The sequence below is a fragment of the Luteimonas sp. MC1895 genome, assembly GCF_016457215.1.
Lineage (GTDB): Bacteria > Pseudomonadota > Gammaproteobacteria > Xanthomonadales > Xanthomonadaceae > Luteimonas.
Genome location: NZ_JAEMDY010000002.1, coordinates 93315 through 111746, shown reverse-complemented (window position 1 = coordinate 111746; position 18432 = coordinate 93315). Strand labels below are relative to the sequence as shown.

Below are 18432 nucleotides of genomic sequence, written 5' to 3'. Positions count from 1 at the left end.
CGCGAGCTCGGCCAGCGCCCCAGCGGGTCGAGTGCGAAGCCGTGCAGCGCGGAGGGCGAACGGCGCCAGGCCTCCACATCGGCCGGGCTGATCCGGAGCCCGTGCAGTCGCCGCGCGGGGTGGTCGCCTCCCCAGCCGTTGAGCGTGGCGATGCCGGTGCGTGGAGACGGGCGGCAACGCACGCGGCGGGCCCGCGTGCAGCGACGTGACGCCTGTCATGTTGGATGGGTGATCGCGGCGACTGATCCCGGCGGCCGCGGCTTCCTAGTCTGTGGGCACACCGAGGAGGACGCCCCATGGACCATCCGTTCGACGCGCCGCTGGCGCGCCTGCACCACGCCACGAAGCGGTATGGCCAGTCGGTCGCGCTCGATGGCGTCGACCTTGAACTGCGCGCAGGCCAGGTGCTGGCGCTGCTCGGCGCGAACGGCGCCGGCAAGACGACCGCGATCTCGCTGCTGCTGGGCCTGGCCGCGCCCGATGCCGGCGAGGCACGCCTGTCCGGCCGCGATCCGCGCGAGCTTGCGGCGCGCCAGGGCGTGGGCGTGATGCTGCAGTCCGGCGCGCTGGCCCCCAACCTGAAGGTCGCCGAGCACCTCGACCTGGTCCGCAGCTACTACGCCGATCCGCTCGACGTCGCCACTTGCGTGGAGATCGCCGGACTCGACGGCCTGCTCGGGCGCCGCTACGGCCGGCTCTCTGGCGGGCAGCAGCGCCGCGTGCAGTTCGCGCTGGCAATCTGCGGCCGCCCGCGCGTGCTGTTCCTCGACGAGCCGACCACCGGCCTCGACATCGAGGCGCGCCAGGGCCTGTGGCGCGGACTGCGCGCGCTGGTCGCCGACGGGACCTCGGTGCTGCTGACCACGCACTACTTGGAGGAGGCCGAAGCCCTGGCCGACCGCGTGGTGGTCCTGGCCGGCGGCCGCGTGGTCGCGGCGGGCAGCCTCGACGAGGTGCGCGCCCGCGTCGACCAGCGCCGCATCCGCTGCGTCACCGTGCTGCAGGCCGCCGAGGTCGCGCGCTGGCCCGGCGTGCGATCGGCGAGCAGCGAGGAGGGTCGGCTGGAGGTGCTGGCCGGCGCCGCCGAGGACATCGTGCGCCGGCTGCTGGCCGCGGACGCCGCGCTGTCCGACCTCGACGTCAGCCGCGCCGGCCTCGCCGAGGCCTTCCTCGAAATCACCCGCGATGCACCGCTGAAGGAGGCTGCTTGATGAACACCCTGGCCCACGCAACCCCGGCGACAGGCAGGCACTCGCTGCTGCGCGCCCGCCTGCTCGAGGCGAAGTACGAATTCCTCGGGCTGCTGCGCACGCCGATCTTCGCGCTGCCGACGCTGCTGTTCCCGCTGATGTTCTACCTGCTGTTCGGCGTTGCGATGAACCGCGGCGGCAATGTCGGCCAGTACCTGCTGGCGACCTATGGCGTGTTCGGCGTGATGGGCGCCGCGCTGTTCGGCTTCGGCGTCACCGTGGCGATGGACCGCGACCACGGCCTGCTCGCGCTCAAGCGTGCGCTGCCGGTGCCGCCGGGCGCGTACCTGATGTCGAAGATGGCGATGGCGCTGCTGTTCTCGGCGATCGTGTCGCTGCTGCTGGCGGTGCTCGCGTCCACGCTGGCCGGCGTGTTGCTGGCGCCCGCGCAGTGGCTGGCGCTGTGGCTGGTGCACGTGGCCGGTGCGCTGCCGTTCTGCGCCATCGGCCTGTACATCGGCACGCTCGCCAGCGGCTCGGCGGCACCGGTGGTGGTCAACCTGGTCTACCTGCCGCTGTCCTTCCTGTCCGGCCTGTGGCTGCCGCTCTCGGCGCTGCCGGATGCCCTGGCCAGGCTGGCGCCGGTCTGGCCGTCCTATCACCATGCGCAGCTGGCGCTGAAGGTGGTGGGGATGGACGCCGGACAGCCGGTCGCCATGCACGTCGGCGTGCTGCTGGTGGTGACCATCGGGTTCTTCGTCCTGGCGCACGCCCGGCTGTCGCGACGTGGCTGAGCCGGCGCCACGCCGACGACGCTTCCGCCCTGAGAGTGATTTGCACGCCTTCCAAGGAGTCCTGCCATGAACCGCATTCCTGAAGTCCTCGCCGCCAGCGCCATCGCCGTCGCCATCGCCGGCGCCGTGGTGTGGGCGCAGCCATCGCGTCCAGCGGTCCCGGAATCCGCGGCCACCGCGCCCGTCACCCTTCCTTCCGGTGGCGAAAGCGCGGCCTTCGCCATCTCCGGCGTGCGCGTGTTCGATGGCGAACGCGTGCTGCCGAACGCGAACGTCATCGTCCGCGACGGCCGCATCGAAGCCGTGGGCGCCGGAGTCGCGATCCCCGAAGGCCTCGCGGTCGTCGAGGGCGCCGGACGCACGCTGCTGCCGGGCTTCATCGACGCGCATACCCACAGCTGGGGCGATGCGCAGCGCGACGCACTGCGCTACGGGGTCACCGCCGAGCTCGACATGTTCGGTGACTGGAACCGCATCCCGGCGCTGCGCGCACAGCGCGAATCGCTCGCGGCCACCGCGCTCGCCGACCTGTGGACGGCCGGCGCGACGGTCACCACCGCGGGCGGCCACGGTACCCAGTTCGGCATCGCGGTGCCGACGCTGGCGCCCGGCGACGATGCCGGTGACTTCGTCGCCGCGCGCGTGGCGGAGGGCTCGGACTACATCAAGCTGATCGTCGAGGACTTCAGCACGCATTCGGCCGAGCGCCGGCTGCCGACGATCACGCCGGCCCAGGTCGCCGCGGCGATCGCCGCCGCGCAGGCCGGGGAGCGCCTGGCCCTGGTGCACGTCGCCTCGCAGGCGGATGCGCTGCACGCGGTCGGATCGGGCGCGGACGGGCTGGTGCACGTCTTCCACGACGCGGCCGCCTCGCCGGCCTTCGTCGCCGCGGCGAAGCAGGCGGGCACCTTTGTCACGCCGACGCTGTCGGTGATCGCGGGCTTCGCCCAGGACGGCAGCGGCGCCGCGCTGGCCGACGACGCGCGGCTGTCGCCGTGGCTCGAGGCCGGGCAGCGCGACGGCCTGGCGGCGACGTTCCCGGGTGCGCCGCGTCCCGAGGCGCTCGACAACGCGCTGCGCAGCGTCGCGGCGCTGCATGCCGCCGGCGTCGACATCCTCGCCGGCACCGACGCCGGCAACCCGGGCACCGCGCACGGCGCCAGCATCCACGGCGAACTCGCCCTGCTGGTGCGTGCGGGCCTGACGCCGGGAGAGGCGCTCGCCGCCGCGACCTCGGTGCCCGCGCGCCGCTTCGGGCTTGCCGATCGCGGCCGGATTGCATCCGGATTGCGCGCCGACCTGGTGCTGGTCGAGGGCGACCCCACCGCGGACATCGCCGACACGCGCGCCATCGCCGGGATCTGGAAGAATGGCCATGCCGTGCCGCGCCCGCGCGTGGAGCAGGCCGCGGGGGCGCCGGTGATCAGCGCCGGCGCGCTGGTGGCCGACTTCGAGGACGGTGGCACCGGCGTGCGCTTCGGCCACGGCTGGCAGGTGACCACCGACGCGATGGCGGGTGGCCATTCGGTCGCGACCCAGGAAGCCGTCAGCGGCGGGGCGTCCAGCTCGCGCGGTGCGCTGCGCGTCTCAGGTGAGATCCGCCCGGGCTTCGCCTTCCCCTGGGCCGGCAGCATGTTCCATCCCGGCGCGCAGCCGATGCAGCCGGTCGACGCTTCGGCGCGCAGCGAGCTGGTGTTCCAGGTGCGCGGCGATGGCCGGACCTACCAGGCGATGCTGTTCTCGGGCGCGTCGCCGCAGGCGATGCCCGCGATGCAGTCCTTCACCGCGGGCCCGGAGTGGAGCGAGGTGCGCATCCCGCTGTCGGCCTTCGCCGGTGCCGACCTGGCCACGCTGCGCGCGGTGGCGATCACCGCGGGCCTGCCCGAGGGCGGCTTCGAACTGGTCATCGACCAGGTGGAGCTGCGCTGAGTGGGGCATCATCGCGCCATGTTGCAGGCAGGTGTCCGAGGCAAGGCGCAGGGGGGCTGGCGCGCGTGGTTCGCGCCGGCGCCCGATTCGCTGATGGCGGCGACGCTGCGGCTGGGACGGCCGCAGTGGACCGAATGGGTCCACCTGATGTGGACGCTGTGGGTCTTCATCACCCCGCTGTTCGCGCCCGGTGGCTACACGCTGCGCTGGCTGCTGCTGACCCTGGCCTCATACCCGCTGTTCGTCTGGCTGTACGCGATGGCGCTGCTGCAGCCGCAGCGCGTGGCCCCGCGCTACGCGCTGGCGATGGTGGCGCTCAGCGTCGTGCTGCTGCCCTGGTATCCGTCGGGAATGAGCTACTTCATCTTCGGCTGCGTGATGCTGCGCACCTGGCGCACGGCGACGCTGCGCGACTACCTGCTGGTGCTCGGGGCCCTGGGCGCCGGGTTCGTCGCGCTCGCGTTGTGGATCGGCTATCCGTGGCAGGCGCTGGTGTGGCTGCCGGTGGTGACGATCATCGTGGCGATGGTCGTCCACGCCGAGCACGTCGGCCAGCACAAGGACGCCGCGCTCCGGCTGTCGCACGACGAGGTGCGCAGGCTTGCCGGACTGGCCGAGCGCGAGCGCATCGGCCGCGACCTGCACGACCTGCTGGGCCACACGCTGTCGCTGGTGGCGCTGAAGTCCGACCTGGCCGGGCGCCTGGTGGAGCGCGACCCGGCGGCGGCGCGCCGCGAGATCGACGCGGTGAGCCACGTCGCGCGCGAGGCGCTGGCGCAGGTGCGTTCGGCGGTGAGCGGCATCCGCGCTGCCGGCATCGCGGCGGAACTGGCGTCGGCCAAGCTGCTGCTCGAGTGCGAGGGGGTGTCCCTGCGCCACGACTGGGACGAGCGCGGCCTGGCCGGCGACGCGCTGCCTGCGCCGGTCGAGAACGTGCTGGCGCTGGTGCTGCGCGAAGCCGCGACCAACATCCACCGCCACGCACACGCGCACCGGGCCGAGGTCGCACTGCGTCCGCAGGGCGACGGCGTCGTGCTGCGCATCAGCGATGACGGCCGCGGCGGGGCGATGGCGCCGGGCAACGGACTTGCCGGCATGCGCGAGCGCGTCGAGGCGCTGGGTGGCCGGCTGACGGTGGAGTCGGTGCGCGGTCGCGGCACCGTGCTCGAAGCCTGGCTGCCGCTGCACGGCCACGAGGTTGCTGGCACCAGCGCGCTGGACACGCACGGTTCGGACAAGCCCGATGCGGGAGCGCGGGCGTGATCCGCATCGTGCTCGCCGAAGACCAGGCCATGCTGCGCGGTGCGCTCGCCGCGCTGCTGGCGCTCGAGGACGACCTCGAGGTCGTAGGCACCGCCGGCGACGGCGAGGAGGCCTGGCGCGAGCTCCAGCGCCATGTGCCCGACCTGCTGGTGACCGACATCGAGATGCCCGGGCTGACCGGCCTCGAGCTCGCCCAGCGCATCCAGCGGCACGGCCTGGCGACGAAGGTGGTGATCGTCACCACCTTCGCCCGCGCCGGCTACCTGCGCCGAGCGCTGGACGCCGGCGTGCAGGGTTACCTGCTCAAGGATGCGCCGGCCGAGCAGCTGGCCGCGGCGCTGCGCCGCGTGCAGGCCGGCGGCCGGGCGATCGATCCGGAGCTTGCGCTCGAAGCCTGGTCCGAAGCCGACCCGCTCAACGAACGCGAGCGCCAGGTGCTGCGCCTGGCCGGCGAGGGCCAGTCGGCGGGCGCGATCGCCGCCGCCCTGGGCCTGTCCCAGGGCACGGTGCGCAACTACCTGTCGGAGGCCATCGGCAAGCTCGGCGTCGGCAACCGCATCGAGGCCTATCGCCTGGCCCGCCAGAAAGGCTGGCTGTAGGAGCGCTATCGCCCCGATGGCCGCGCCCGCCGCGGGTGCTGCCCGCAAGCTGCTGTGGGAGCGGCTAAAGCCGCGATTGCCGCGCCCTCGCTGGATCGGAACCGTCAGCCGGTGCAGGAACGCCTGCGCGGGCCTTCAGCATCGCGTAGGCGGCGCGCAGCCCCAGGGCTTCGCCGCCGGCCGGGCGGCCCGGGCGGTCGCTGTCGTTCCAGGCGTAGGTGTCGAGGTGCGCCCAGGGCATGCCCTTGGGCACGAAGCGCTCCAGGTACAGCGCGGCGGTCACGCTGCCGGCCATCTTCGAGCCGGCGTTGGCCATGTCGGCGACCTTGCTGGTCAGGTAGCGCAGGTACGGCCGCCACAGCGGCATGCGCCACAGCGGGTCGCGCACCTGCATGCCCGCGTCCAGCCACGCCTGCGCCAGCGCGTCGTCATTGCTGAAGAGCGCCGGCAGGTCCGGGCCGAGCGCGATGCGCGCGGCGCCGGTCAGGGTGGCGAAGTCGAGCACGAGGTCGGGCACCTGTTCGCCGGCATAGGCCAGCGCGTCGCCCAGGATGACGCGGCCCTCGGCATCGGTGTTGTCGATTTCGACGCTGACCCCGGTGCGGGTGGCGATCACTTCACCGGGCCGGAAGGCGTCGGGACCGATCGCGTTTTCCACCGCCGGCACCAGCAGGGTGATGCGCAGCGGCAGGCGGCGGGCCATCACCAGTTCGGCCAGCGCGATCGCGTGCGCGGCGCCGCCCATGTCCTTCTTCATGTTGCGCATGCCGTCGGCGGGCTTGATGTCCAGGCCGCCGGTGTCGAAGCACACGCCCTTGCCGACGATGGCTACGTGCGGATGCGAAGCATCGCCCCAGCGCAGGGCCAGCAGTCGCGGCGCGCGGTGCGAGGCGCGGCCCACGGCGTGGATCGCGGGGAAGTTCTGCGCCAGCAGGTCGCCGCCGGTGATGGCGGTGAGGCCGGCGCCATGTACCTGTGCAATGGCGCGCGCGACGTCCTCGAGTTCGTCCGGCCCCATGTCCTGGGTGGGCGTGTTCACCAGGTCGCGCACGCGCACGGTCGCGGCGAGCACGTCCAGCGTTTCCGCATCGAGCTCGGCCAGCGCCAGGCGCGCACGCACCGGCTTCGCGTCGCGGTAGCGGGTGAAGGCATAGCTTCCCAGGCCCCAGCCGAGCTGCAGCGCGCGCAGCGCCTCGGCCGCGGACTCGCCCGCCGGCGCCCAGTCGCCGGCCGGGAGTGCGCGTGGCGCATGGGCATAGGCGCAGGGGTCCTGCGCGTCGCCGATGCCGATCACCGCGGCCGCGGGCGCGCCATCGCTGCCGGGGATGACCAGGCAGCTGCCGGCCGAGGCGTCGAAGCCGTGCGCCGCCAGCCAGGCGGCCACCGGCGCCGGCTGTCCGGCACGCCAGGCCTCGAGGCCGCCCGCGTCGACCACGTGCAGCGGACGTGCGCCGGTGGTGCCGGCGGGGGCGTAGCAGGGGGGAAGGTTCATGCGTGGGAGCTCCGTATGGATGCGGCGGGCGCGGGCAGGGTCGCGTCCAGCCAGTCGGCCAGTCCGGCCAGGGAATCGAAATGCAGGTCCGGTTCGACCTCGGCGTGGCGCCAGGCCGCGCGCAGGCCGTCGTCGCCGGCGCGGTTGATCCAGCAGCTGCGCAAGCCCGCCCGCGCGGCACCGGCGACGTCGGCCTCGGGATGGTCGCCGACGTGCAGCACTTCGCCCGGCGGCGCGTCCAGCTGCGCGCAGGCGGCCAGGAAGATCGCGGGGTCGGGCTTGGCGCGACCGAAGCTGCAGGCGCTGAGCTGCGCGCTGAACAGGTGGTCCAGCCCGATGCGCGCGAGGTCGGCGTTGCCGTTGCTCAGCGCCGCAACCGGCAGCCGCGCGCTGATCCGCTCGAGCGCGCCGATGGCGTCGGGATAGCACTCCACGCGGTTGCGCTCGGCGAAGAACGCCTCGTAGGCCGCACCGGCCAGCGCCACGTCGCCGCCGCTCTCGCGCAGCGCGGCTTCCAGCGTCAGCCGGCGCAGCGCCGACATGTCGTGGGCCAGCGCCGGGTACTCATCCGCGACGCGTTCGCGCAGGGCGCGCATCGCCATGACCGGGAACATCGCCGCGGTAGCCGGGCTGTGCGCGCGCATCCAGTCGTCGAGCACGCGTTCGATGCGCACGCCGATCGGCGCGAACGGCCAGACGGTGTCATCGAGGTCGAGGGTGATGGCGCGGACGGCGAAGGCCATGCCGCCATTGTAAGGCGGCTACTCGAGCAGCCGGGCCCAGCCGTGCATGCCGTCGATCCGCGCCAGCACGCGCTTCACGCAGACCAGCAGCGGCACCGCCAGCAGCAGGCCGACGATGCCCCAGACCCAGCCGAACAGCACCAGCGCCAGGATCAGCACCAGCGGCGACAGCTGCATGCGCTGGCCGAGGACCAGCGGCGTTACCAGCTGGCCTTCCAGCGTGTGCAGGCCGAGGTAGATCGCGGCCGGCAGCAGGGAGGGGCCGACTTCGTCCCAGGTCACGAAGCCCATCGCCAGCATCAGCGCCACGCCAATGGCCGGGCCGACATAGGGCGCGAAGTTGAGCAGGGTCGCGATCGTGCCCCAGAGCAGCGCCTCCGGCACCTCCACGCCCAGGGCGAAATGCAGCACCGCGGCCAGCAGCAGGCCGACGGCGGCGTTGATCAGGGTGATGGTGAAGACGTAGCGGGACAGGTCGCGCTCGATCGCCTGCATGATCTCGACGGTGATCTTCTGCCGCTGGCGCGTCGGCAGGAGCGCGATCGCGCGCCGCTGCAGGTCTTCGCCGAAGACCATGAAGAAGAACGTCAGCAGCACCACCGCCAGCACGCCGCCGAGTGCCTTGGGCGCCCGCGTCAGGAGGGCGTAGGGGTCGTCGGGAACCGTGCGCACCACCTCGACCTTGCGCCCGCCCTCGCCGCTGGCCTGGCGCGCGATGTCTTCGGCCACGCGGTTGGCCTCGTGCACCGGCTTGACCAGCTCGCTCAGCTCGCGACCGACCTGGCGCATCTGCCGGGGTGCCTCCTGCATCCAGTCGACGGCCGGCGCCAGCAGTTGCTGGCCGAGGAGCCCGGCGCCGGCGATGCCTCCGACCAGGACCAGGAGCGCAGCCAGGGCACGCGGCACGTACAGCCGCCGCAGGCCACGGATGACCGGGTTGCCGACCAGGGCCAGGAACATCGCCAGCAGCACCGGCAGCACGACGCCCTGCGCGGCCCACAGCGTGTAGCCGACCGCCAGGATCGCGAGGACAACCACGGCGCCTGGCGCGCGCGGGCGCGGCGGGACCGGCGGTGCCGCGGGCGGCGGGGGAGCGGGACCTCCCGGGTCGCCATCCGCGGCGGAGGGAACGGGACTCGCGTCCGGACTGGCACCCATGGGGAAAACGGCGCCTCAGCGCCGTTCGGAGACTTCGGTGGCGGCTTCGGCCGGGCGCGGCGGGGACTCCCAGCTCGGATCGGGCACATAGCGGCGCGCGCTGGGCGACATCGGTGAAGCCGCCGGCGGAACCGCTGCCGGCACCGCCGTGGCCGCGGCGGTCGCCGCGGCCGATGCGCGCGCGGCAGCGGCGACATCCGCCGGCACCTTGGCACCGGGCGGCATCCCGCCGGCCACCGCGGCGGCATCGCCGGCATCCTCGGCCGCCTCCTTGGCATCGGATGCCGCGAACGCCGCGTGCACGGTGCCCGCTAGGCCTGCCAGGCTGGTCGCCAGCTGCAGCCAGCGGGCCGGCTGCACGCCGGCGATCGCCCGGCCCGGCTGTGCCCAGCCGGCGAGGAAGCCGGCCGCCAGGCCGGCGACCATGATCCGGGGCGGTGACCAGGTGTCGCGCCAGCAGCCGCCGAACACGCGGAAATCGGCGGCGACCTGGCGCTCACGCGCCTCCAGCGCGTCCTCGGCACGCGCGACCTTGGCCTGCAAAGCTTCGAAACTCATGTCCATGGCCTCATGGGGGCGTCTTGCCTTCGGCACGCGCGTCTTCGCGCACCACGGGTTCCGCGGCGCGGGCCGAGGCGGGCGAGCCGGGCGGCGGCATCAGGTCGGCAAGCTCGCCGATGCCCAGCCGTGCCAGCTGGCGGCGCGTGGCCTTGAGCCGCGTGTGTTCGAAATAGTCGGTGGCCTTCTGCAGCGCGAGCCAGGCGCCCAGCAGGCTGAGCAGCCCGCATCCCGCCAGTGACATCCACCACGGCAGCCCGAACTGGTTGCTCAGCACCACGATCAGCGCGGTCATCAGCAGCAGCCAGGCCGAGACGCCGAACATCACCGAGACGCCGGCGAAAACCGCGCTGCGCCCGGCCGCGCTGCGGGCCAGCGAGACATCCGCCGCCAGCAGCTCTCGCAGCGCCTTGGCCGCATCGCCGGCGGCCCCGATCCCGGCCTTGCCGCTGTCGCGGAGGCCGCGCAGCGACTCGGCCAGGTCGGGTGCCGGCGGCGGGGCCGGTTCCGGTCCGCCAGGCGGCAGCCCGCCAGCGGGCGGCGCGCCGGGTGGCAGGCCGCCCGGCAACGGGCCCGCCCGGCCGGACGCGGGTGGCGTCTGTGGCTCCACGTCTTAGCGGTCGCCGCCGCGGGCGAGCTTGGCGATGATCCAGCCGGCCGCGAACGCGGCGCCGAACGACGCGATCGGACGCTCGCGGATGAGGTCGGCGGCGCTGTCGATCAGGTCGCGGCCCTTTTCCATCAGCTGGTCGACCTGCTCGCTGCCGGCGGCGGTAGCCTCCTCCAGCGCGGACAGGGCGGCCACCGAACCATCGGCCAGGTCGGCCTTCAGGTTGGCGCGCCCGAGGCGGATCTCCTCGCCCGCGGCGGACGCGGCGCCGCGCACGGCCTCGGCGGTATCGCTCGCGGCCTGCTTCAGGTGGCCGCCGGCTTCGGACAGGTTGGTCTTCAGGTTGTCGGTATGGGTGGGGCTCATCGTGTTGTCTCCTTGGGGGATGGGGTGGGGTGGTTCATTCCATGACCAGGTTGCCCTGGCCTCGGCCACGCTGGATGCGCAGCACCAGCTGCGCGGGTGAGTCGGAGACCGCGGCGCGCAGCGCCGACAGGTCGGAGGTGCCGGATGCGCGTGCGCCGCCGGCGCCGAGGATGACGTCGCCCGCGCGCAGGCCATTGCGCGCGGCGCGGCTGGCCGTGGCGACCTCTTCGACCAGGACACCGGCCACGCCACCGCGGCGCAGCGCCTCGGGCAGCTCGGCGAAGCTGGCCCCGGCCAGGCGCGGGTCGAGCTGCTGGCCGGCGAGCACGCGCGGCTGCTCGCGCAGCGTCGCCTGCAGCTGTCGGGTGCTGCCGTCACGGCGCACGTCGAGCGTGACCCGCGCGTTCGCCGGCTGCAAGCCCTGGAAGTTGCGCAGGGTCTCGCTGTCGCCGATGCGCTCGCCGTTGGCCGCGACGATCACGTCGCCCGGCCGCAGGCCGGCTTCGGCGGCCGAGGAGTCCGCATGCACGCGCGTGACCACGGCGCCGCGGGTCCCGGCCGCCAGCCCCAGGCTCGCGGCCAGGCGGTCGTCGAGGTCCTGGGTGTCGATGCCCAGCGAGCCGCGGCGCACCTCGCCGGTGGAGGCCAGCTGCTGCATCACGTTGCGCGCCAGGTTGGCGGGAATGGCGAAGCCCAGGCCGATGTTGCCGGCCATGCTGCCGCGCGGGTTGAAGCTGGCGGTGTTGATGCCGACCAGCTCGCCACGCAGGTTGACCAGGGCCCCACCCGAGTTGCCCGGGTTGATGCTGGCGTCGGTCTGGATGAAGTTCTGGAAGCCCACGCCCGGCACGTTGCTGCGGCCGACCGCGGACACGATGCCCGAGGTCACTGTCTGCCCGACGCCGAAGGGGTTGCCTACCGCCACCACGAAGTCGCCGACCTGCAGCGCGCCGCTGTCGGCGAGCTGGATGGCCTGCAGCGGCTGGCCCTCGCCCGGCACCGGGATCCGCATCAGCGCCACGTCGGTGTCCGCATCGGAGCCGACGAACTCGGCGGTCATGGTGCGGCCGTCGGTCAGGGTGACCGAGACCTCGTCCGCGCCCTCGATCACATGGTGGTTGGTGAGCACGTAGCCGCGCGCGGCGTCGACGATCACGCCCGAACCCAGCGACTCGTTGATGCGTTCGTCCGGCACGTTGGGAAACATGCGGCGGAAGAAGGGATCGTTGGCGAAGGGGTTGTTGATCCGCACGCGCTGCCGCGAATGCACGCTCACCACCGCGGGCGTGACCCGGCGCAGCATCGGCGCCAGCGAGGGCAGCGCCTGGCCATCGACCACGGCGGGCAGCGACCCGGCCATCGGCACCGCGGCGACCGGCAGCGGTTCGGCGCGCGCCGGCGCCTCCAGTGCATCGCGCACGAAGGTGGCCGCGAAGCCCCCGAAGGCGGAGGCTGCGACGAGGGCAAGGAGCGTGGTGCGGGTGGAGGCGCGCATGTCGGACTGTTATCCCGGTTGGACGGTGGCTGACGTGTGAAAGCCGGGCGCTGGAGCGCCGCTTCGGCGGCGCCGATCGTAGCAACGGGATGCCGAATGGAGGCTGCGCGCCGCGCTGCGGGCGGCAGAGGGTTCCAGGCCGCGCGCCGGCTTCGCGGGATGTCCGGTGCCCCCCTACGCGCGCGGTCGGGTCGCGCATTGCGATGTGTCGCACGTCCGCTGCGGGGTGTGAACCGCGACACGGCTGGGGTCACGCGCCGGGGTCGCGCGAGCGATTGACTTCGGTCTGCCGCGGCCTTACGGTCTCACCTGTCGGCCACAAGATGTAGTGGTCGGCAGGAGAGGTTCAGCCCAGCGCTAGTTGTTGCCGGGCCGGCACGCCAACCATTGGGGGGTGGTTCGCATGCGTGACATGACGACTGGCCAGACTCGACACTGACGCACACACGGCATGGCGCGCCTGCGCGCCATGCGGCATTGCCGTCGGCGCGACCCGCAGCGGGACCGCGCCCGGCAGGACACGACCACCACGGCCGGTTCGCGCACGACCGGGCAGGATCAAGGAGATGGAAGCAGCATGAGCACGGTTCGCCTGGAGGCTGTGAAGAACACGATGGCTGGCACCGACCAGGACATCCCGATGCAGCCGGCTTCGGTCGACATCTGGGACAAGAAGTACCGCCTGAAGACCAAGCAGGGCGAGGCGCTGGATGCCGACATCGACGGCACCTGCCAGCGCGTCGCGCGCGCGCTGTCCGAGGCGGAAGAGACGCCCGAGAAGCGCAGGTACTGGAACGAGCGTTTCCTCTGGGCGCTGCGCCGCGGCGCGATCCCGGCCGGCCGCATCACGTCCAACGCCGGTGCGCTCGAGCACAAGCCCGCCACCAGCACCATCAACTGCACGGTCAGCGGCACCATCGTCGACTCGATGGACGGCATCCTGGAGAAGGTCCACGAGGCCGGCCTGACGCTGAAGGCGGGCTGCGGCATCGGCTACGAGTTCTCGACGCTGCGCCCGCGCGGCGCCTTCGTCGCCGGCGCTGGGGCCTACACGTCGGGCCCGATGTCGTTCATGGATATCTACGACAAGATGTGCTTCACCGTCTCGTCGGCCGGCGGCCGCCGCGGCGCGCAGATGGGCACCTTCGACGTGTCGCACCCCGACGTGCGCGACTTCATCCGCGCCAAGCGCGAGGACGGGCGCCTGCGCCAGTTCAACCTCTCGCTGCTGGTGACCGACGGCTTCATCGATGCGGTCAAGTCCGACGCCGACTGGCCGCTGGTGTTCCCGGTCAGCGCCAAGGAGCAGGGCGACATCGACCTGGCGGACGCCACGCAAGTGGTCTGGCGCGACTGGCCGCAGCACGCCGGCTACATCGTGCGCGAAGACGGCCTGGTGGCCTGCAAGATCTACGGCAAGGTCCGCGCGCGCCACCTGTGGGACATGATCATGGTCTCGACGTATGACTACGCCGAGCCGGGCTTCATCCTCATCGACCGCGTCAACGAGATGAACAACAACTGGTGGTGCGAGAACATCCGCGCCACCAACCCCTGCGGCGAGCAGCCGCTGCCGGCCTACGGCGCGTGCCTGCTGGGCTCGGTCAACCTGACCAAGTTCGTGCGCGATCCGTTCACCGACAAGGCCAGCTTCGACTGGGAGGAGTACCGCGAGGTGGTGCGCGTGTTCACCCGCATGCTCGACAACGTGGTCGAGGTCAACGGCCTGCCGCTGCCGCAGCAGCGCGAGGAGATCATGCGCAAGCGCCGCCACGGCATGGGCTTCCTCGGCCTGGGCAGCACGGTCACCATGCTGCGCATGAAGTACGGCTCGAAGGAGAGCTGCGACTTCACCGAGCAGGTCGCCCGCGAGATGGCGGTCGCCGGCTGGGAGATGGGCCTCGCGCTGGCGCAGGAGAAGGGTCCCGCGCCGATCATGGAGGAGCGCTTCACGGTCACCGCCGAGATGCTGCGCAAGCGCCCGGAGATGGCGAAGGACGGCTGGAAGGCCGGCCAGGAGATCCCCGGAAAGGTGCTGCACGCGCGCTACAGCCGCTACATGCAGCAGGTGGCCGGCGTGGCGCCGGAGCTGGTCGAGCAGCTCGCCGAGCACGGCGCGCGCTTCACCCACCACAGCTCGATCGCGCCCACCGGCACGATCAGCCTGTCGCTGGCCAACAACGCCTCCAACGGCATCGAGCCCTCGTTCGCGCACCACTACAGCCGCAACGTGATCCGCGAGGGCAAGAAGTCGAAGGAGAAGGTGGACGTGTTCTCGTTCGAACTGCTCGCCTACCGCCACCTGGTCAACGCCGCGGCGATGCCGTTCAGCGAGGACGCGGGCGCGCAGCTGCCGGAGTATTTCATCAGCGCCGACGACATCAGCCCGAAGGAGCACGTCGACGTGCAGGCCGCCGCGCAGAAGTGGGTCGACTCGTCGATCTCCAAGACCGCGAACGTGCCGACCGACTACCCCTACGAACAGTTCAAGGACATCTACCTCTACGCCCACGAGAAGGGCCTCAAGGGCTGCACCACCTTCCGCTTCAACCCGGCGGCGTTCCAGGGCGTGCTGGTCAAGGAGTCCGACCTCGCCGCCACCACCTACCGCTTCGAGCTCGAGGACGGGACCACGGTGGAGGCCAGGGGCAACGAGGAAATCGAGTACGACGGCGAGACCCACACCGCGGCAAACCTCTTCGACGCGCTGAAAGAGGGGTACTACGGCAAGTTCTGACCACGCCCGCGCGGCTCGCCGCGCGCTACATTCCGGCCTGCGGGCGCCCCGCCCGCGACCATGACGACGAGGCAAACACGATGAGCAACGGCAATGGGGTCGCAGCAACGCTCGGCAACGCCGCTGGAACCGTCGCCGAAAAGGCGAAGGACGTCGGCAGCACGGTGTCCAGGCGCGCGTCCAAGGCGGTGGAGCAGGTGAAGCAGGCCGCGGGCAAGGCGCAGAAGGCGGTGGTCGAGGGCACGGGCAAGGCCAGGAAGGCGGTCAGCCAGGGCACCGGGACCGCGAAGAAGGCGGTGGGCAAGCGCGTGGCGGGCGCCAAGCAGTCGCTGGCGGCGACCAGTGCCAGCGCGCGCGCCGAGGCCGCGGAACTGAAGCGCCGCAAGGCGGAAAAGAAGGTCGCCAAGAAGGCGGTGCGCAAGGCCGCGGCGAAGAAGGCGGTCGCCAGGACGGCCACGCCGCCGAAGCCGGCGGCCAGGACGGTCGCGGCGAAGAAGGCCGTCGTGAAGACGGCGGCCACGAAGAAGGCGCCCGCGCGCAAGCCCGCGGGCAAGTAAGACCCTCCGGCCTCCCCCGTCACCCGGGGGAGGAGCCGGCATCCCACGAATATCAGGAACACGCGTCATGGCCGTCAGGATCGAGAAGAAAATCACCGGGTACTCCGTCGCAACCGCCGATGGCGACAAGGCCGCCGCGCGCGCCGCAGCCGCCGATACCCAGGAGGCCGCCGTCGAGCGCCCTTCGGCCGAAGTCATCCAGATGCACGAGCGCATCGAGCGCCCCGAAGTGCTGGTGGGCAGCACCTACAAGATCAAGTCGCCGCTGGTCGAGCACGCCATGTACGTGACGATCAACGACATCGTGCTCAACGCCGGCAGCGAGCACGAGCAGCGCCGCCCGTTCGAGATCTTCGTCAACTCGAAGTCCATGGAACACTTCCAGTGGATCGTGGCGCTCACCCGGATCATGTCGGCCGTGTTCCGCAAGGGCGGCGACGTCACCTTCCTGGTCGAGGAGATGAAGGCGGTGTTCGATCCGCGCGGCGGCTACTTCAAGGCCGGCGGCGTGTACATGCCGTCGCTGGTGGCCGAACTCGGCGCGATCGTCGAGGACCACCTGAAGTCGATCGGCATGATCCACGACCCGGAGATGAGCGCCGCGCAGCGCGCGCTGATCGACGAGAAGCGCCGCCAATACGAGGCGCGCTCAAAAAAAAACAGTGACGCCGGCGTAGCCGCGGCCGATGCGGGTCCGGTGGGCGAGCTGCTCGCCGACCAGGGCGCCGACCGCAGCGGCGAGGACGTGGCCGTCACCGGCGAGGGCACCAGCTTCCCGCCATCGGCCACCATGTGCCACAAGTGCAGCACCAAGGCGGTGGTGGTGATGGACGGCTGCGCGACCTGCCTGAACTGCGGCTATTCCAAGTGCGGCTGAGCGCCGGCGCGCAGGCGTCCGGCTAGAATCACGCGTCGGGCGCGGGGGGCGCCACGGGGGACAAGACCATGGAACACATCCGGCGCGCCTGCGTGGCGCTGGCGCTGCTGCTTGCGCTCGCCTGGCCCGGTACGGCCGGCGCCAGGAAGAATCCGGCCCCGGCGGCGGCCGAACCGGTCCGCTGGGTGGCGCCGTGGCACCACGGCGTGGCCCTGCGCTACGCCAGCGAGGACTACGACGTGTCGGTCGGCGAAGCCGGCAAGGCGAGATCGCGGGTCACCGCCATCGAGACCATCCGCATCACCGGGGTGCTCGAGGACGGCTTCGTCCAGGCCTGGTCGTTCGACGACAGCCGCTACGAGCAGCTGGAGGGCGACGACGGCCAGGAGGCGCTGATGCGGCAGATCCTCGAGGCGCTGCCGGACCTGGTGCTGGAGGTCGAGCTGGACGCGACCGGCAACTTCGCCGCGCTCCGCAACCTGGACCAGCTGGCGGACAGCCTGCGTCCGGTGCTCCGGCCGGCCTACGACGCCGCCTTCGAGCGCGGGGTCCTCGCCGCGGGCGGCTGGCCGGATGGTGCGGAAGGCGAGGCGGCCAGGGCGCGCGGGCGCGAGTTCGCCGCCGGCATGGTTGAGCGCATGACCCGGCCCGAGGTCCTGGGCGCGCTCATGTCGCGTGATGCCCAGCAGTACAACGACATGTTCGGGGCCGAGCTCGCCGCGGGCGTGCCCTACGCGGTCGACATCGAGATCGACAGCCCCCTGGGCGGCGGCACGCTGCCGGCCCAGGTCACCCTGCTGATGCAGCCCGGCGCGCCGGGGTCGGACGAGGCCACCCTGGAGTGGACGACGCGGATGGACCGCGAGAAGTCGGCCCAGCTGGCGCTGGCGGCGGCCGAGCAGATGTACGGCATCGGCGTGTCGGCGGAGGACCGCGCGGAGGTCGCCGCCGACATGTCGATCGTCGACACCGGTCGCGCACGGTTCCGCCGTTCGACGGGGGTGACGCTGATGCTGGAAACCCAGCGCACGGTCGAGGCTGCCGGGGAGCGGCGCATCGAGCGCAGGCGCATGCGCCTGCTCGACGACGCCCATGGGCATGCCTGGCCGGACGACGGTGAACCCCGCCCGGCGGACCCGTCGGCCGAAGGCTCATTCAGCTAATCTGCGACCACCACAGGGGAGACACACGATGCACAGACTGACCGCGGGCCTGCTGGCCCCGCTGCTTGCGCTTGCCGCCGCACCCGCGCTGGCCGACACCGGACGGGGCGTTTCCGGCGCCGAGGCCATGGCCGTGCTGCAGGCGATGGAGCTGGAGCCGGAGATGCTCGAGGACAGCGTCGGCGACCCGATGATCCGGTTCCAGACCAACGGCCTCAATGCCTACCTGAACTTCTACGACTGCAACGCCGGACGCTGCGGATCGCTGCAGCTCGAGGTCGGCCTCGACCTGGAGAACGGCACCTCGCTGCAGGTCGCCAACGTCTACAACACCCGCTACCGCTACGGGCGGATGGTGCTCGACGACGAGATGGATCCGTTCCTGCACTACGACTTCGAAGTGCTGCACGCCGACCATGCGGCGCAGATCCGCAGCCAGGTCGAGATCTTCGGCCAGCTGCTGGGCGACTTCACCCGCAGCGTCGGCTTCTGACCGGTCGCCACCGGAGCGCGGTCGCGGTCCGGTGGCGACGGTGCATCAGGGGTCGCGCAGCGCCGGGAACTGGCGCGTCATGCGCACGCCGTCGGCCAGGCCCCAGCGGATCGCGATCCGCCGCAGGCGCGCGCGGGCGTGTTCTTCCAGATGCGCGGGGGCCAGCCGCATCACCGCATCGTGGCGTTCGGCCCAGGCGTTGGCATAGGCGAACAGGTCGCGATGCTTGAGCTGGAGGTCGGCCATCGCGTTCTCCAGTTCGGTGATGGCGCGATCGAGCGCGGCCGCCTGGTCATCGATGGGTGCTGCAATGGTCATCGTGTATCGCGTGAGGGCGTCGCGACCTACTATGGCAGCCTTTCGTGTTGGCGTGATGAACGGGCCCGCGGCTCCGCGCGCGCGCGCCAC

The 18432-nt window shown here is 72.2% G+C and carries 18 protein-coding genes; 10 read left to right on the top strand and 8 right to left on the bottom strand.

Annotation, left to right across the window (positions count from 1 at the left end; translation table 11 throughout):
• Nucleotides 1–296: 296 nt before the first annotated feature.
• The 5 genes from JG616_RS06200 to JG616_RS06180 all read left to right on the top strand — a co-directional run bounded on the left by JG616_RS06200 (nt 297) and on the right by JG616_RS06180 (nt 5775).
• Nucleotides 297–1211, top strand: coding sequence for an ABC transporter ATP-binding protein (locus JG616_RS06200; protein WP_199362367.1), 915 nt, complete (start codon nt 297–299; stop codon nt 1209–1211).
• A complete protein-coding gene (locus JG616_RS06195; RefSeq protein ID WP_199392020.1) occupies nt 1211–1984 on the top strand; it encodes an ABC transporter permease in 774 nt (257 codons plus the stop codon). Before JG616_RS06200 ends, JG616_RS06195 begins: the two co-directional genes overlap by 1 nt.
• 66 nt (nt 1985–2050) lie before the next feature.
• Complete coding sequence (locus tag JG616_RS06190; protein ID WP_199362365.1) at nt 2051–3913, top strand: CIA30 family protein; 1863 nt, start codon at nt 2051–2053, stop codon at nt 3911–3913.
• A 93-nt stretch (nt 3914–4006) separates the two neighbouring features.
• Nucleotides 4007–5176 carry a sensor histidine kinase gene (locus tag JG616_RS06185; RefSeq protein WP_235973000.1) on the top strand — a complete coding sequence of 390 codons (1170 nt, stop codon included), beginning with the start codon at nt 4007–4009 and terminating at the stop codon, nt 5174–5176.
• Nucleotides 5173–5775, top strand: coding sequence for a response regulator transcription factor (locus JG616_RS06180; RefSeq protein WP_199362363.1), 603 nt, complete (start codon nt 5173–5175; stop codon nt 5773–5775). The genes JG616_RS06185 and JG616_RS06180 overlap by 4 nt, the downstream gene beginning before the upstream one ends.
• Nucleotides 5776–5839: 64 nt before the next feature.
• Here the strand turns inward: JG616_RS06180 and JG616_RS06175 are convergent, their stop codons facing one another.
• Genes JG616_RS06175 through JG616_RS06145 form a run of 7 tightly spaced genes read right to left on the bottom strand, consistent with a single transcriptional unit; the run spans nt 5840 to nt 12197 of the window.
• A complete protein-coding gene (locus tag JG616_RS06175) occupies nt 5840–7267 on the bottom strand; it encodes a leucyl aminopeptidase family protein (RefSeq protein WP_199362362.1) in 1428 nt (475 codons plus the stop codon).
• Entirely contained in the window at nt 7264–8010 is a 747-nt protein-coding gene (locus JG616_RS06170) for an HAD-IA family hydrolase (protein ID WP_199362361.1), read from the bottom strand. Before JG616_RS06170 ends, JG616_RS06175 begins: the two co-directional genes overlap by 4 nt.
• Before the next feature lie 18 nt (nt 8011–8028).
• Nucleotides 8029–9168, bottom strand: a complete 1140-nt coding sequence (locus tag JG616_RS06165) for an AI-2E family transporter (protein WP_199392019.1) — start codon at nt 9166–9168, stop codon at nt 8029–8031.
• Between the two features lie 15 nt (nt 9169–9183).
• Nucleotides 9184–9726 (bottom strand): protein sip-5, encoded by a 543-nt coding sequence (locus JG616_RS06160; protein ID WP_199362359.1) that lies wholly within the window; start codon nt 9724–9726, stop codon nt 9184–9186.
• A gap of 10 nt (nt 9727–9736) precedes the next feature.
• Nucleotides 9737–10294, bottom strand: coding sequence for a phage holin family protein (locus tag JG616_RS06155; RefSeq protein WP_199392018.1), 558 nt, complete (start codon nt 10292–10294; stop codon nt 9737–9739).
• A 45-nt stretch (nt 10295–10339) separates the two neighbouring features.
• Nucleotides 10340–10702 (bottom strand): hypothetical protein, encoded by a 363-nt coding sequence (locus JG616_RS06150; protein ID WP_199362357.1) that lies wholly within the window; start codon nt 10700–10702, stop codon nt 10340–10342.
• Between the two features lie 34 nt (nt 10703–10736).
• Nucleotides 10737–12197 (bottom strand): Do family serine endopeptidase, encoded by a 1461-nt coding sequence (locus tag JG616_RS06145; RefSeq protein ID WP_199362356.1) that lies wholly within the window; start codon nt 12195–12197, stop codon nt 10737–10739.
• 577 nt (nt 12198–12774) lie between these two features.
• On the opposite strand from JG616_RS06145, the gene JG616_RS06140 reads away from it, so the two are divergent.
• The 5 genes from JG616_RS06140 (at nt 12775) to JG616_RS06120 (ending at nt 18024) form a co-directional block, all read left to right on the top strand.
• Nucleotides 12775–14934 carry an adenosylcobalamin-dependent ribonucleoside-diphosphate reductase gene (locus tag JG616_RS06140; RefSeq protein WP_199392017.1) on the top strand — a complete coding sequence of 720 codons (2160 nt, stop codon included), beginning with the start codon at nt 12775–12777 and terminating at the stop codon, nt 14932–14934.
• Nucleotides 14935–15014: 80 nt separating this feature from the next.
• Nucleotides 15015–15491: a hypothetical protein gene (locus JG616_RS06135; RefSeq protein ID WP_199362354.1), complete on the top strand. Its 477-nt coding sequence runs from the start codon at nt 15015–15017 to the stop codon at nt 15489–15491.
• 67 nt (nt 15492–15558) lie between these two features.
• Nucleotides 15559–16368: an NrdJb gene (locus JG616_RS06130; protein ID WP_199392016.1), complete on the top strand. Its 810-nt coding sequence runs from the start codon at nt 15559–15561 to the stop codon at nt 16366–16368.
• A 68-nt stretch (nt 16369–16436) separates the two neighbouring features.
• Nucleotides 16437–17531, top strand: a complete 1095-nt coding sequence (locus tag JG616_RS06125; RefSeq protein ID WP_199362352.1) for a hypothetical protein — start codon at nt 16437–16439, stop codon at nt 17529–17531.
• A 28-nt stretch (nt 17532–17559) separates the two neighbouring features.
• Nucleotides 17560–18024 carry a YbjN domain-containing protein gene (locus tag JG616_RS06120; protein ID WP_199362351.1) on the top strand — a complete coding sequence of 155 codons (465 nt, stop codon included), beginning with the start codon at nt 17560–17562 and terminating at the stop codon, nt 18022–18024.
• A gap of 45 nt (nt 18025–18069) precedes the next feature.
• Here the strand turns inward: JG616_RS06120 and JG616_RS06115 are convergent, their stop codons facing one another.
• Entirely contained in the window at nt 18070–18342 is a 273-nt protein-coding gene (locus JG616_RS06115; RefSeq protein ID WP_199362350.1) for a hypothetical protein, read from the bottom strand.
• Nucleotides 18343–18432: the final 90 nt, after the last annotated feature.

Coding starts and splice junctions, on each gene's coding strand:
- JG616_RS06200 (WP_199362367.1), top strand. CDS start 297: ATGGACCATCCGTTCGACGCGCCGCTGGCGCGCCTGCACCACGCCACG.
- JG616_RS06195 (WP_199392020.1), top strand. CDS start 1,211: ATGAACACCCTGGCCCACGCAACCCCGGCGACAGGCAGGCACTCGCTG.
- JG616_RS06190 (WP_199362365.1), top strand. CDS start 2,051: ATGAACCGCATTCCTGAAGTCCTCGCCGCCAGCGCCATCGCCGTCGCC.
- JG616_RS06185 (WP_235973000.1), top strand. CDS start 4,007: ATGGCGGCGACGCTGCGGCTGGGACGGCCGCAGTGGACCGAATGGGTC.
- JG616_RS06175 (WP_199362362.1), bottom strand. CDS start 7,267: ATGAACCTTCCCCCCTGCTACGCCCCCGCCGGCACCACCGGCGCACGT.
- JG616_RS06170 (WP_199362361.1), bottom strand. CDS start 8,010: ATGGCCTTCGCCGTCCGCGCCATCACCCTCGACCTCGATGACACCGTC.
- JG616_RS06165 (WP_199392019.1), bottom strand. CDS start 9,168: ATGGGTGCCAGTCCGGACGCGAGTCCCGTTCCCTCCGCCGCGGATGGC.
- JG616_RS06160 (WP_199362359.1), bottom strand. CDS start 9,726: ATGAGTTTCGAAGCTTTGCAGGCCAAGGTCGCGCGTGCCGAGGACGCG.
- JG616_RS06150 (WP_199362357.1), bottom strand. CDS start 10,702: ATGAGCCCCACCCATACCGACAACCTGAAGACCAACCTGTCCGAAGCC.
- JG616_RS06145 (WP_199362356.1), bottom strand. CDS start 12,197: ATGCGCGCCTCCACCCGCACCACGCTCCTTGCCCTCGTCGCAGCCTCC.
- JG616_RS06140 (WP_199392017.1), top strand. CDS start 12,775: ATGAGCACGGTTCGCCTGGAGGCTGTGAAGAACACGATGGCTGGCACC.
- JG616_RS06135 (WP_199362354.1), top strand. CDS start 15,015: ATGAGCAACGGCAATGGGGTCGCAGCAACGCTCGGCAACGCCGCTGGA.
- JG616_RS06130 (WP_199392016.1), top strand. CDS start 15,559: ATGGCCGTCAGGATCGAGAAGAAAATCACCGGGTACTCCGTCGCAACC.
- JG616_RS06125 (WP_199362352.1), top strand. CDS start 16,437: ATGGAACACATCCGGCGCGCCTGCGTGGCGCTGGCGCTGCTGCTTGCG.
- JG616_RS06120 (WP_199362351.1), top strand. CDS start 17,560: ATGCACAGACTGACCGCGGGCCTGCTGGCCCCGCTGCTTGCGCTTGCC.
- JG616_RS06115 (WP_199362350.1), bottom strand. CDS start 18,342: ATGACCATTGCAGCACCCATCGATGACCAGGCGGCCGCGCTCGATCGC.